11 protein-coding genes are annotated in these 13,054 nt (G+C 67.0%); 6 read left to right on the top strand and 5 right to left on the bottom strand.

Annotation, left to right across the window (positions count from 1 at the left end):
• Window positions 1–88 precede the first annotated feature (88 nt).
• The 4 genes from CIK06_RS18695 to CIK06_RS18680 all read right to left on the bottom strand — a co-directional run bounded on the left by CIK06_RS18695 (window position 89) and on the right by CIK06_RS18680 (window position 5,303).
• Window positions 89–754 carry a TIGR02391 family protein gene (locus CIK06_RS18695; protein WP_198347942.1) on the bottom strand — a complete coding sequence of 222 codons (666 nt, stop codon included), beginning with the start codon at window positions 752–754 and terminating at the stop codon, window positions 89–91.
• Window positions 755–1,063: 309 nt separating this feature from the next.
• Window positions 1,064–2,236 (bottom strand): hypothetical protein, encoded by a 1,173-nt coding sequence (locus CIK06_RS18690; RefSeq protein WP_095565913.1) that lies wholly within the window; start codon window positions 2,234–2,236, stop codon window positions 1,064–1,066.
• A 221-nt stretch (window positions 2,237–2,457) separates the two neighbouring features.
• Window positions 2,458–3,912 (bottom strand): hypothetical protein, encoded by a 1,455-nt coding sequence (locus CIK06_RS18685; protein ID WP_157756852.1) that lies wholly within the window; start codon window positions 3,910–3,912, stop codon window positions 2,458–2,460.
• Window positions 3,909–5,303, bottom strand: coding sequence for a DUF4365 domain-containing protein (locus CIK06_RS18680; RefSeq protein WP_157756851.1), 1,395 nt, complete (start codon window positions 5,301–5,303; stop codon window positions 3,909–3,911). The genes CIK06_RS18685 and CIK06_RS18680 overlap by 4 nt, the downstream gene beginning before the upstream one ends.
• 200 nt (window positions 5,304–5,503) lie before the next feature.
• Between CIK06_RS18680 and CIK06_RS18670 the strand changes: the two genes are divergently transcribed.
• The 6 genes from CIK06_RS18670 (at window position 5,504) to CIK06_RS18645 (ending at window position 11,509) form a co-directional block, all read left to right on the top strand.
• Complete coding sequence (locus CIK06_RS18670) at window positions 5,504–6,574, top strand: hypothetical protein (RefSeq protein WP_157756850.1); 1,071 nt, start codon at window positions 5,504–5,506, stop codon at window positions 6,572–6,574.
• A 66-nt stretch (window positions 6,575–6,640) separates the two neighbouring features.
• A complete protein-coding gene (locus CIK06_RS18665) occupies window positions 6,641–7,438 on the top strand; it encodes a DddA-like double-stranded DNA deaminase toxin (RefSeq protein ID WP_157756849.1) in 798 nt (265 codons plus the stop codon).
• Entirely contained in the window at window positions 7,435–7,869 is a 435-nt protein-coding gene (locus CIK06_RS18660) for an Imm1 family immunity protein (RefSeq protein ID WP_095565907.1), read from the top strand. The genes CIK06_RS18665 and CIK06_RS18660 overlap by 4 nt, the downstream gene beginning before the upstream one ends.
• Window positions 7,870–8,495: 626 nt before the next feature.
• Window positions 8,496–8,978: a hypothetical protein gene (locus CIK06_RS18655; protein ID WP_157756848.1), complete on the top strand. Its 483-nt coding sequence runs from the start codon at window positions 8,496–8,498 to the stop codon at window positions 8,976–8,978.
• A gap of 92 nt (window positions 8,979–9,070) precedes the next feature.
• Window positions 9,071–10,498: an IS1380 family transposase gene (locus tag CIK06_RS18650; RefSeq protein ID WP_198347926.1), complete on the top strand. Its 1,428-nt coding sequence runs from the start codon at window positions 9,071–9,073 to the stop codon at window positions 10,496–10,498.
• A 180-nt stretch (window positions 10,499–10,678) separates the two neighbouring features.
• Entirely contained in the window at window positions 10,679–11,509 is an 831-nt protein-coding gene (locus CIK06_RS18645; RefSeq protein WP_095565905.1) for a hypothetical protein, read from the top strand.
• A gap of 276 nt (window positions 11,510–11,785) precedes the next feature.
• Here CIK06_RS18645 and CIK06_RS31390 read toward each other — a convergent pair whose 3' ends face one another.
• Window positions 11,786–13,054, bottom strand: a complete 1,269-nt coding sequence (locus CIK06_RS31390) for a hypothetical protein (protein WP_232534335.1) — start codon at window positions 13,052–13,054, stop codon at window positions 11,786–11,788.

The following is a 13,054-nucleotide window of genomic DNA, read 5'->3' as shown; positions in this document are numbered from 1 at the left end:
CCTACTGGTAATCTCGCGGGCTGCCAGGGGTGCGGGGATGCGGCACAGGCGTACCTGTCCGGCTGACCCCGTTAAGAGAGGGAAGCTGTCAGGGCCGGGGCGTGATCTGGGCGCCGTCGAGGCGCCGGTGGACCAGCGACAGCAGCGAGAACAGATCCAGCGCGTCTGGCTCGGTCAGTGCCCAGCCAGCAGTGGCCCGAGGTGTGTGCGCCGGCGGGTTGCGAAACATGCCGAAGGTGCCCTTGAGCAGGTTGACGAAGCCACGATGTTCGCTAGTCTCGGAATCGGTGCTGTAGGCGTTGATCCGCACCAGAGGTGTTCCCGTCCGGGCCCCGAAGCACTGGTCGATCAGCTCGGCGCCGTCGGCGGTGAGCCCGGTCATTTGCCGCAGCCTGTCGCTGACGCCCTTGGTCGCCTCGAACACTGCGTGGAACAGCGAGCGGCGCACCAGCTCCTCCTCGCAGTAGCGCACCACTTGCTCGTGCACGCCGCGGCGGTGCAACTCGGTTCGCAGCCGTCCGGCCAAGCGCGCGACCTCGTCGAGGGTGGTGGCGGTGCCGGCCGCGCGAGCCATTTTACCCTCGTCGTTCACTCGCAGCCCGACCAGCGACAGCGGTTCGGCGAGGGCGTCGCGCAGCGCGTCGAATCGCGGCTGGTCTTGCAGGTGGCGGCCTGGCGCCATCGCCTCGGTGATGAACCGGATAACGCAGTTGCTGGCACCGTCGCGTAGCTGTTGGTTGTGCAGCGCCCCCACAGCCGGGTCCGCTTGTTGGGCGCCTCGACATCGGCGATGCGCAGCATCGCCAGCAGTTTGGTGATCTCGCTTCTGGTCAAGCCCGGCCAGTCTGTGCTGGCCAGAACGTCGGCGATGCTCTCGATGATGGCCGGCGGCCATGGTGGGTGAAGGGTCTTCGGCGGCATGCGGTCCATCATGGCAAACCGCCAATGTCCGGGGCGGTGCGAACCGCAGCAGCACGACAGCCCTGACGGCAGGAAGGCGATGCTCGCCGGTGTTGCCGGGGTCCGCTGCTTCGGTTTCCGCAAGGTGATGCCTGAGCGGCGATCAGGCAGGGTGCCGGTCGGCGAGCCGGTCGAAGAAAGTGTTGAGCCGACGTGCTGTGTCCGGGCCATCGATGAGCTCGGCGCCACCGAAACGGTATACCTCGTAGCCAGTCAGCCGCAGCTCGCGGTCTTCGGCCACCATCTCGGCGTACCTCCGTGGGCTGGCGCGGCCGTTGTCGTCGGCGTAGTGCTGACGGCCATCGCACTCGATCACCACGCGGGCCCAGTGTGGCAGGAGCATCAGGAAGTCCATCCGCTGGCGCGGCAACGGCGCTGCGCCGGGCCGGTAGTGGCTGCGTACGTGCGGGTCGTAGTGCAGGTAGACCTGCGGGACCAACGCCGGAATGTCCGGGCCCAGCCGCAGGTATCGGTCGGCGTAGGTGCGCAGGACCCGCCGTTCGGCGTCGTTGTCGCCCAGTGAGCGGTCCAGCCGCCGGTAAAGGCTTGAGGAGACTTCCCGCGCATCCGCCCCGGTCATGCCTTCCCGGTCGGCCCACCAAGCGGTCAGCTCGGCCCAGGTCAGCCCGTGCGCGGCCAGCGGCCGGTCGTACATAAGGCAACCCTGCACGTTACCGGTGATGCGTAGATCGTTGTTGATCGCATCGACCAGCATGATGTCGGGCTTGGGCCCTATCGCGGCGAAGATCAGGTTCTTCATGGTGCCGCGGACGCCGCCACCGATGCGGCGTGGGGCGAAAAGTGGGGCGCCGCTGATGTCATCGACTTGGACCAGCTCATAGCCATCATGAACCAGCACGTCGTTGAGGAATTCGCGCAGCCGATCGACCTCGGCCGGGTCGGTGCGCACGGCTGGGTGCAGCATTTCGGCGAGGAGCCGCAGCAGCGCCTCGTCGTTGTCGGCCAGGCCGAACCGCGGGTCGCTGAATATCCAGTCGTCCTCCCAATCCTCGTTCATGACGCGGTGCTGGACGATGTCCTGAAACGCTGTGGTGTACCGGGAGTCGTGGCTGGGCAGCTGATCGAGGTCGTAGAGCCGGGCGAGGAAGTCGGTCTCGGGCAGGGCGCCGCTCCAGAAGGTGTGCGCCGGCGTCAGGAACTCCCGAATGCCATTCGGCACGGTGTCGCGCAGCCAACCCAAGCCGTCGAGCAGGCGGCGTCGGGTGACCTCTGTGATGTAGCGGTCCGCAGAGATTGGAGCCTCCGGCGAGGGCATCGAAGGAAAGACCGCCAGCGGACGGCCCCGCGATTGTCTTACCGCCCATCGCTACGAGCTGTCGACCCCAGACCGAAGCAGGGCTGGAAGAGCCGCCGCGCAGTCCTGCAAAACGTGCCCCGAGGGCACCGTCACGACGCAGGACCCGTCAGCGTTGAGCGCGAAAGCGCCCCGAGAGAGGGGCCCGCGGCTGACACTGACTCCGGACAGCGACGCCTGATCTACATGTAGTAGGCGTAGCGGGTGGCGATGCGAGCGCCATCAGGTACGTGCTTGAGGATGGCACCCACCCGGTACGCGGTCCGCAGCGTGAGCGGGTCGCGTTCGTCGAGCTGGGCGTTGTTCCAGTTCATCTTTGATAACGCGAGTACGTCGGTGCCGGCGGCCAGCAGGTCGGTGTTAGCCGACTCGGGCCGGATGAGCAGTGGTTGCGGTACATACATGCCGGGGTAGGTGCGGAAGTACGGCACCGATCCGCGGGTGTACAGCAGCAGCGAGCGCTGGTCCAACTGGACCGAGGTACCGCGCAGCGGCGGGAGCTGTCCGGTGCGGAACAGGTGTGGGGCGCCTCTCCGCTGGATCCACAGCATCTCCAGATGGTCGATGTCGCGCTCGTCGGCGGCGGCGTGGAAGCCCTCCACCTCCGTATCGGTAAAGCTGGAGGACTTGTGGATCACAATACGCGCGGGCTGGTGGCCATGAGTTCCGCGGTACTCGGCCAAGGCGTCGACCAACAGGCGCCGGGCGTCGGCCTGCGCCAAGTGGGGCTGGCGGTCGGTCTTGGAGATTTGCGCGGTGCCGCCACGCACGACGACGCCGTCACCGCGCTCGTTGAACACCTGCGCAACGGCGGTGTGCAGCTCCTGGCCGCTGGTGGTTCGATAGAAGCTGATACCGACGTAGCAGGTCGCCAGGTCCGAGGTGTGTCGCTGCATCCGCCAGGGCGTCCCACCGGCCTTGTAGTACAAGGCGGTGTGCAGGTTCCACGCCCTCGTGGCCTCGTCCTGCAACGGCCGGGCCGCCTGTCCGCTGTTTTTGGTCGGCTGCCCGGTCCAGGTTTCCTTGCGCATTAGCTGCAGCGGTGCCGGCAGTGAGAGGGCGGCGGCTTTGAGTAGGTCGTGGAAGTCGCCGCTGCTCTCGCGCTCGTCGGGATCACGGTCGTGGTCGGCGCCATCGTCCTCGGCTGCCGGCGGGCGGGACTCGCGGTCCAGCAGCTCCTCTGGGCGGGCGCAGACGATGACCCGGCAGCGTCCGGTCTCAGCCAGCGACCGGGCGGCGTCTGCGTAGGTCTGCACCGCTTCGGCGGTGGCGGAGGCGGTGTCGGCACGCGCCAGGCGGCGTAGCTGCCGCTCGGGGATCTCCCGGACCAGTGCGTCGTCGAAGACGAGTTCGGACCCGAACTCGCTGTCGGGGCTGAATCCAGGAAAGGGCTGGTGCAGGTTCTCTTGTCCTGGTTTGGCGTTCTTGGCCTCGATCTGTTCTCGGCAGCGCTGCAGCCAGCGACGGATGCCGTCGACCGCGTGGGAGGGGCCGATGAAGGCGATCGGGATCTGGCGCGGCGCGGAGGGAGACTCGGCGTCGGCGGGTCCGTAGGCGCTGATGCCGTAGCGAGGGTCGATATGCCGGTTGCCGGCGCGGAACTCCAGTTGCGGCTCGTGCAGCACGTGGGCTCTCATGACGGCAGCTCCCATAGCCCTTGGGCGAGGCCGGCCGTGCCGGATGTAGGGGCCGGTTCCTGCGGGATCCAGACGGTCTCGTCGATTGCCGCGTCGCAGTCCAGCTCCAGCAGCCTGCCGAAGCGGATGCGCTCGTCCCGGGTTCTAAACAGGGTGTCCTCGCCTTGCAGGTAGTCGGCCCAGGCACGCACCAGTTGGTAGACCGCGTTGTTGTGCTCCAGGCGCTTGATCTTCTTGACGTACTCGGCGTCGAACAGCGACTCGCGCCGCCCGTCGATCGTGAAGTGGTAGGTGGGGTTGATCTCCAGATACCACGTCCCGCCCCAGCGTCGGAAGTACAGCCCGGCGGCGTAATGGCGGCAGAACATGGTCTTGGTGTCGTCGTCCTTGCCACGGTATGGGGTGAAGAAGCTACGCCCCTTCGCTCCCCGGTAGCGCCCCTTGATCTTTCGGTTGGAGCGGTCCGGTGGGGCCTGCATGTAGACGACGCTCTTCCTGGGGTGCCAAACCAGGTCGGGATGGTAGGCCGAGCGCAGCGTGAAGTTGAGCAGGGACACGAAGCGGCGCTGCAGGGCGGGGTCGTCGGTGCCCGACCATGCCTCGGTCGGGATGGCGCTCACTGGACCGTCGCACAGCACGGCGAGCGGGCCGTGGTCGAGCGGGCACATCGAGTAGATTTTCCCGCCGGACAGCAAGAAGCCGCCCTCGAACTGGTTGCCGTTGGCGCGCATCCGCTCCCAGGCATCGCCGCGGTCGCGGCATGGCGTTGACGCCTCGTAGATCTTCGACGCGAAGCGGTCGATCACAAGCAGGTTGGACACGAGGCGCTCGCTGCCCTCCAACCGCGGCAGCGGTTCTCCGATCGGCACGCCGAGAGCCGAAAGCTTGCTGAACGAGTCGGGGTCGAAGCGGTCGGCTATTTTGTCAAACCGCACAACACGCCGCGCCCGACGTTCCGGATCGGCGAACCAGGTGTCGACGCGCTTCCACCACGCCTGGTCGACGCGCAGGTCGACGCAGATCAGCACGACTGGCCGGCCCAGCCGCGTCCAGTAGGCGATGTGGTCGGCCTCGCAGCGGAAGGCGAACCCGGTCGCCGAGTCGCCGGAGAACCCGACTTCGGTGGCTTTCACCTGGGCTAGGACAGCGACCCCGGTGACCTCCCGATCGGTATCCACGAACTCGATCTGTCCGTCAATGGCGAAGTCACGCCGGGTGTCGTTCCATACGTGGCCAGCATCGGAGACGGCCTTGTCCACGAACGCCTCACCCCGGAACCCCGCGCGCTGTTGAACGCTGCGCTTCGGCATCCGGTCACAGCTCCGTAATCCGGTCAAATGGCCGCGCCGCACCAGGGTCGAATCCGCCGAGCCGAGGCCGCTGAGCGGCACAGTCCCACGCCATGCGTTGATCCTTACTCTGAAGCCGAACCCGACTCGACTCAGCGTAGGCGGGGCCACCGACAACTCCGTTCCCTGTCACAGGAAGCGGGCCTTCAGGCCGAGGCTCTGCTCTTGCACCCCGAACATGTGCATACCATCGATGCGATGACCGACCGGTGGTTGCGGGTGATCTGACAACGGAAGGCGCGATGGCTAGTCGAAAGCAGCAAGCGGCACGACGTCGAGGTGCCACGCAGCACACGCGCCGGCCGAAGATCGCCCCGCCGGATGGATGGCTCAGCGACGACAGGTGGCTGGAGTGGGCCGGGGACTACGGCCTCGACCTGCGCGACCGCGACCAACTGTTGGACGCTGCGGCGGTTGGCCTGACCGTGCTCTGCTGGCGCAACACCGCACTTGAGGATGTCCACGCCGGAGTCGAACGCCACCAGCGCCTCGAACAGCTGGGCAAAGATCCGGACGATCCTGAGGTGCAGGCTGAAGAGCGCCGCGCCCGGCGCGAACACTACGAGCTGCTGGACGCCAACTGGAAGGTGCTGGCCGACGTCGACCCCGACGAGTCCGCTCGAATCGACGTGTTCCTCGACGGCCGCGAGCAGGGCTTCGGGATCCCCGACGACATCATGATGCGGCTGAACATCAGCACCGCCCTGGATGTCCGCGACATGCTCGACGACATCCTACCCAACTCGATCACCCAGCCGGGTACCGAAATCGTCTACGACCGACGCTCGGTGCCCGACCACATCGCGGCGTTGGTCGAGCTTATGCAGGACCCGGACCGTGAACTGACCGTGGGCGGCTCGACGGTGACCGCCAGCGAGGTTCTCGGCGAGACGTGGGACGAGTACGCCGACGACGTGATGCGCAAGGTCACGACACACGTCAAGGTCACTGATCTCATCGGCGCCCGTCGTGCCCTCTGGTATACGGGCCTGTCGGGGATCATCTACGCCTCTGCCTGGTTCCCCAACCCCTGGTGGTCCCGGGCCGTGGACCTGCTGCGCGCTGCGATAGCCGACAACCGCGCGGCCGAGGTCCTCTACTCGCCCGAGCGGATGGGAGATACCCCGCCGCTCGACGACGAATTCTGGCAGACATTGCTGGCTCGACCGGCCGAGCTGACCGGTCCGCAGTGCGCGTGGATACAAGGCACCCGGCTGGGCGACCTCATCCGAACCGTGCGCGACAGCGACCGGCAGCGTCTCGGGCCGCTGAAGGACGAGGGCCGCTTCTTCGGTCTGGCGGTGATGTTCTGACCGGCCGTATCCCGAGAGCCAATCGATCGATACGCTGCACTCTCTCCGCAGCAAGGAGTGAGATCGGTGAGCGTAGCCGAAGTGGGCGCGGCACTACGGGCGATCCTCGACAGCATCAGTCGTGAACGCGGGCGTACCGCCGGTGTCGTGCGCGATCTCCAGGACAGCCGCAGTCGCCTCGGTGTGACGCTGCGGGGAAGCGGCCACCCACTCGTCGGACGGGCACTGGCCGGTTTCGCGGCGGCGATCGAACGGCTCCGAGAAGCCGACCACCTCGCCGCCCAAAGCGCGGAAGCGGTCAGGGCGTACGCCCACGCGATCGGGATCGACATTCCCGCATCATCCAGCCAGTCCGCCGACAACGTTGGGCAGACCGGCACTTCGGCGCAACGGTCAGCAGGTGGCGTGCCCCCAACGCAGGGACAGGGCTGGGTTGAGGACGCTGTCGGCCGGTTGCCCCGCCGGCCCGGCGGGAAGGGCCCGACCCACGGGCTGCTCTTCGACACCAGCGGCACCCCACTCACCGGCCCACCGCTGACGCAGTCGGAAGGGTATCTGCGCAGCGGCGGGGCGCCCGGAGCACGCGACGGGCTCCGGCCGGACTGGCACCCGCTGGCGCAAGTCACCCGGGAGCATGTGGAGGCACACGCCGCAGCACTGCTGCGCAGACCCGGCGCGCCCCGCGAGGCGGTACTGGTGGTCAACAAGCCCACCTGCGTCAGCAAAGGCGAGTACGTCGGCTGCGACGAAGTACTACCCGGTATGTTGCCCAGGGGCAGCCGCCTGGCGATATACGTGTCCGACGGGGCCGCCACCAGGCTCCTGAAGGTCTACACCGGCACCGGAGAGGGCATCGCATCATGAGTTACATCGTGTCCTGGGACGGCCCGTCTGCAGAGGAGCCAGACCGCGGCAACGAGGTCCCGGTGTCAACGGCCCAGGAACTGGATCTCGTCCTCGATCGTGTCAACGCCCAGGCCGCGGCCGAGAACCTGCCCTACGCGGTGCAGATCCATCAACCCGGCCGGCATGGCGCCATCATGATCGGGATAGGGCACCCCGAACGGTCCTTCGTCGACTGGCTCGACCGCAGCCAGCCCCACGGCAGCGGCAACCGCTACGCCACCGACCCCGACCTGCCCCCAGTGTCCGAAGCGATCGCGTTCGACTTCTACGGAGACTGGACCGAAATGCCGCCCGAACGCACCCGCATCAGCCCGGAACGCGCCCGCGAGGCCGCCCGCGAGTACCTCCATACCGGCCAGCAACCGTCGCTCGCGTGGGTCGCCGGCTGACAGCCAATGCCGCAGCGGAGCCTGGCGGATCGCCAGTCTGGCCGCCAAACATCTCGGAAGAGCTGCCCCGAGCCACTCGGGACCGGCTGTGCCGAATCGGAATACGCCGAGTCACTCCGGATCCGGCATGCGGCACTCACGCTGCTGGCCCGTCTCGACAACGCCGCCGAGCACGCGGACGACATCGCGCCACCCTGCGAACCCATGTGACCAAGGCGTACGACGCGGTGGCCGCCTCGGGCCCCGGCCGGAGTAGCCACGCGGCCGACGGACCAAGTGTGGCACGCCATTTCGGCCCGGCGACCGTGAAACCTCGGGTGGGTACCGATCCTCACCGAACGCGTCGCCGACACCTTGGCGAGGACCGAGGCCAGGCCGTGACGCACAGGTGCAGCCACCGCTGGGTGTCGCGCCTGGCACGTCTCCGGCCGGACCCGGTCCGCTGGCAACGGCAATTGAGCCCGATGCTGCTGTGGTTGCACACTCCAGGCACTTGTTCCCCTGCTCGTGTTCACTGCGTAGTGGCGGCCGAGCGCGAGGTGAGCTCAGCTCGAATCGGGTCGCCATTGCCGGCGGCTGCTCACTTTGAACGTCCGGGGACAGGGCATCGCCCTACACTCAACCGCATGTCGAGTCCAGCCGAGGGCGCTGAGCGCTCAGTGGCGCCGAGCGATGAACCCGAAGTGATCATCCTCAGCCTGACTGACGATCGAGCAATCATGATCGATGCCCCTTCCGGGACTACGCGCTCGCGCTGGGGACGAAGGGTCGCTGACTTCACTACCGAGGAACTAGCGTCTCTCCTGCGAACACTGGACCCTGCGATGAAGTCCTTCATTGAGTCTCGGCGCCTGACCGGCGGTCTGGTCGAACTCGACCACATCTCTCGCGCGATGTGGTCGACCGCCGAGCTAATCACCGAGGAAGGGGGCTGGATCCAGGCCACTCTTCGCAGCCGAGGCCAGGTCGCACGGCTGATGCGGATCCGTCCCGCCACGGGTGTCGCCGCCGCGACAGGTGGGGCAGCCATCCTAGGCGGCATTGCGACTCAAGCTCAGGCCGCCGAGATGGCCCGCCACATCAACCTCCCCTGGTCAGGGGGGATTTGACTGATCGAGGGCGGTAAACGAAAGGTGCGCCTGGCCTGCGAGGATGTGGGTGTCTACGCCATGTCCATAGCAGAGCAAGGTGCACCTTTCTGGTGAGTAAGAGTAGTGGGTGGGATCAGCGGCTGGTCGTCGGCTCGGACGGGAAGGGCCTGGTCGGTCACGCGGGTGCGGTCCTGCTGCGTAAATGCGCCGATCGGACCGGTCTGACCAGTGCTCTGAACAAGGTGCTGCCGCGCGGCAAGGGCCCCGGCTGGTGGGATCGCGGCACGGTCCTGGTCTGTCTGGCCGTGGTGATCACGCTCGGCGCCACAAGCATGTCCGACATCGGCCTGCTCGCCCATCAGAGGCTGGTCTTCGGTGACCGGCCGTCGGAGTCGACCGTCCGGCGCGCGTTGGCCGGTCTCAACGAGAAGGTACTGAAACGGGTCGGCAAGGCCCGGGCGAAGGTCCGCGCCCACGTGTGGGCGCTGCTCGCCCGACGCCCGCAGGGGTTCCCGTGGCTGACCGTGGCCGGGAAGCTGCTGACCGGCTGGGTGGTCATCGACATGGACGCCACGCTGATCACCGCCCACAGCGACAAGCAGGGCGCAGCGGCCACCTTCAAGAAGGGCTACGGCTTCCACCCGCTCGGCGCGTGGTGCGCGAACACGGCGGAGTGCCTGGCGATGCTGCTGCGGCCCGGTAACGCCGGGTCGAACACGGTCGCCGACCACATCCGGGTCCTGGGTGACGCCATCGCGCAGCTCCCGGCCGGCTACCGGCGCAAACTCCTGATCCGCGTCGACGGGGCCGGCGCCACCCATGAGTTACTGGAGCATCTGGAGCGGATGAACCGGGTGTGGCGCAGCGTGCGTTTCACCGTCGGCTGGACGATCACCGCCGCCGACGAGACCGCGATCGAACAGGTCCCCGCCGACGCCTGGACCGACAGCCTGCACCAGGACGGCACCGCCACCGGCACCGCGCACGTCGCGGAACTGACCGGTCTCAACCCCCGACTCGCGGGCTGGACCGGCACGCTACGGCTACTCGTACGACGCACGAGGCCGTCGGCCCGGCACGCCCGTAACCTCACCGCCCTGGAGAAACGCACCGGCTGGCGCTACCAGATCGTGGCCACCAACATCACCCGGATCGCAGGCGTGCCCGGCTCGCACCAGCCGCAATGGCTCGACGCCCTCCACCGGGCCCACGCCGGAGTGGAAGATCACGTCCGCCACGGCAAGGCGACGGGTCTGCGGAACCTGCCCTCCAAGGACTGGACCGTCAACCAGGGCTGGACCCTGACCTGCAACATCGCCGCCGACCTCGCCGCCTGGACACGGCTCCTCGGCCTGTACGACCAGCCGGACCTCGCGCACGCCGAACCCGACACGCTGCGCTACCGGCTGCTGCACCTGCCCGCGAGACTAGCCACCCACGCCCGCCGCCGCGTGCTGTCGATCCCCGGGACCTGGCCCTGGGCCGACGCGTTCACCCTCTGCTGGCGACGCCTCACCCTGCTACCACCGGCCACCTGACCTGGTTCCCCGCACCTACCAGCAGAAAGGGCCGTTTCCCGAGTCCGGAGACCTCGGCGCGTCCACAGCGACATGTGGCGATCCCGCACCCCACCCGAGTGGACAAAACGGTCAAGCCGAAACGGTCAAGCAGGGAGCAAAACCGTCTGACGGATCGAGGTCAAAGCCATCCGGCAGCGGGTGGACGACATCTCCAAACATCTGCGGGACGGGCAGATCGGTGACGTCAACAGTGCTGTGGAGCAGGTCGAAGAGCTGGTCGTGATACTTCGGCATCACGGCAGGGACGGAGTCGAGCCGGGCGCTATCCCGACCCTCCAAAACGAACTGCGCAAAGCGGTGAAGACGTGCATGGAGCACCTCCACACGGCCCTCACGACATTGGAGCACACCAAGGAGCACGGGTCCCCACGACAGGCCGCGAAGAGCCTGAGCAAGGAAGCTGTGGAGGACGTGATGCTGTACCTCGACCTGCTGGGACAGCTCTATGCGGCTACTGCCCAATTGGAACTCGCCCAGATCGCCCTCTACTACCATGAGGGCAAGGTCGACGTGGCCAGGACCCGAGCCAAATTGACCACCAGCTCTGCAGGCCGCGTCCGTACTGAGATCGAAGACGTACTCAGCCGGGTTGACCATCTTGATGAGAGTATCCGCGCCCTGTTTCAGCCCGAGCGCTGGAACAGGCTACCTTCTGCGGCAGCAGCAGCCCCAGCAATCGCTTACGCCGCACGCAAGCTGGCAGGAGCGAAGGTGATCCGTATTGCTGGACTCCCGATTCCGGTCCCTCCGACTGCAATCGCCGCTGTTGCTAGTGCGCTTCCGACCGTTGTTGTAAGCGCCAACGCCTGGCTTCAATATAGCGCCGAGAAGGAGCTGGACAAGCGCTTGATGCAGCTCAAGCAAGCCAGCAGCAGAAGCTCCCGATCTCTGGAGCAGGCGACCGAGAGCCTCGAAGTTCTCCGGACCTTGCCCGAAGAGCTCGCCGGGCCCGGCGAGCCTGTTCACTGACGGCCGTCGATCGGCGACGGTCAAAGACTTATCCCCCGGGGCCGCCCCGTGATCCGTCCCGTCGCGCCGGGCGGGCGAGTCATAGTCAACATCGGGATCGATCGCCAGGCCCTGCTCTTCGCCCACCGTGTCGCTGACCAAACCTTCCGCCGCAATCCGGCAGCAGGACCAACGGACCGACAGTGACGCGACGTAGCCGAGTGCTTCGATCGCCACTGAAGCTACGGCGCATACGGCGATTCGGACGCCGGCGGACCCCCGCAGGATCAGTCGCACCTACCTCTGAATTGCAACCAGTATCCCGACGAAGACGTCCAATCCAGATGCCGGTGATGCCGGACGGCGGTGGCCCTGCCGGAGGGCGAAGCCGTCTGTGCCGAGCATGGCGGGGGTCGGCTGTGGAGCGCATACCCCACAGGCTCGGGCGGTTCCTCCGACTGCCTGCGGTGCTCGATCAGGAGCCATTCGCGCGTCTGCTGCTGACAACGGCCGCGAGGCTTGGAGTCCGGCACTTGTTCTCGGCTCGTGTTCCCTGGTAGTCGCCGCCAAGTGCGAGGGAACAGCCGCAGTCCTAGCTGTTCGTTCCGCGCGTGCCATATTCAGGGGCAGTGAACAAGCAGACCTCGGTGTTCGTTCCCTACCGTGAGCCAACGCCGGTGAGCGGCGAGCGGTGAGGTGTGACGTTTGCGGGGATGGAGATCGGTAGCGGTTGGAAGCGCCTGGTAACCCTCGCCTCCGGTTAACCCACCGTTCACGGCCCAAACGCTCCGTAGATCCACGACCTCGGCAGCGGCCCGGGCCCGGGTGCAGACGGGGGACAGCCAGAGGACTCGTCGTGTGCCGTCGTTGACCGACCGGCTGCCGCCGCCTACTCTCCAACGCATGCACACCGTTTTCCAGCGGATGTGCCGGGTTCACGTGGCCGAATCCCCCTCGGACACGTACAGTTACCCCACAGTAATCAGCGTCAGGCTTAGCCTCGACGCTGATTTTGTTTGCACCGGGTTCGTAGGTGAGGGCGAGCCGTAGCTCGCGGTAGACGTTGCTCTTGTCCTCACTCCTGGCATCGCGCACGATGTTGCGGATGTCGTCGAAGCTGCCGACGAGGCGTCGGATGTCGTTCTCGGTGAGACGGCGGGGAGATGGTTCTCGTGCGGCTTCGTTGCGTCGGGCGAGGGCGGCTGCGCGTTGCGCGTTGACCTCGGCCATCCAGGCGGCGACGGTGGCGGGGTCGCCTCCGGCGTCTGCGATGGCGCGGTACTGAACGAGTTTGGCGTCGCACATAACGATGATCTTGTTCGCGGCGGCGATCTCCGGCGCGACGGTGCTGGAGCCGGTGTCGGGTTGGGCGGCGTGGAGTCGACGGATCGTATCGGTGAGCCGGTGCGGGGCGAAGGCTTTGAGGAGCCAGTTGTCGAGGGCGGGGACGATGTCTCGTTCCGCGACGTAGACGTTGCGGGGGTGCTGGACGTGGTTGGCGAGGGCGTACTCGTTGGGGTAGCGGCACCGGTAGTAGGCGGTCTCGTGCGCCTGGTGGCTCTGCAT

Source organism: Plantactinospora sp. KBS50 (genome assembly GCF_002285795.1).
Classification (GTDB): Bacteria; Actinomycetota; Actinomycetes; order Mycobacteriales; family Micromonosporaceae; genus KBS50.
Note: the sequence above shows the minus strand (reverse complement) of the source record. Positions and strands in the feature narration are given on the sequence as shown.

Excerpts from the sequence above, each read along its gene's own strand:
- CIK06_RS18690 (WP_095565913.1), bottom strand. The coding sequence starts at position 2,236 with ATGCCCTCGCCGGAGGCTCCAATCTCTGCGGACCGCTACATCACAGAG.
- CIK06_RS18685 (WP_157756852.1), bottom strand. The coding sequence starts at position 3,912 with ATGAGAGCCCACGTGCTGCACGAGCCGCAACTGGAGTTCCGCGCCGGC.
- CIK06_RS18670 (WP_157756850.1), top strand. The coding sequence starts at position 5,504 with ATGGCTAGTCGAAAGCAGCAAGCGGCACGACGTCGAGGTGCCACGCAG.
- CIK06_RS18660 (WP_095565907.1), top strand. The coding sequence starts at position 7,435 with ATGAGTTACATCGTGTCCTGGGACGGCCCGTCTGCAGAGGAGCCAGAC.
- CIK06_RS18655 (WP_157756848.1), top strand. The coding sequence starts at position 8,496 with ATGTCGAGTCCAGCCGAGGGCGCTGAGCGCTCAGTGGCGCCGAGCGAT.
- CIK06_RS31390 (WP_232534335.1), bottom strand. The coding sequence starts at position 13,054 with ATGCAGAGCCACCAGGCGCACGAGACCGCCTACTACCGGTGCCGCTAC.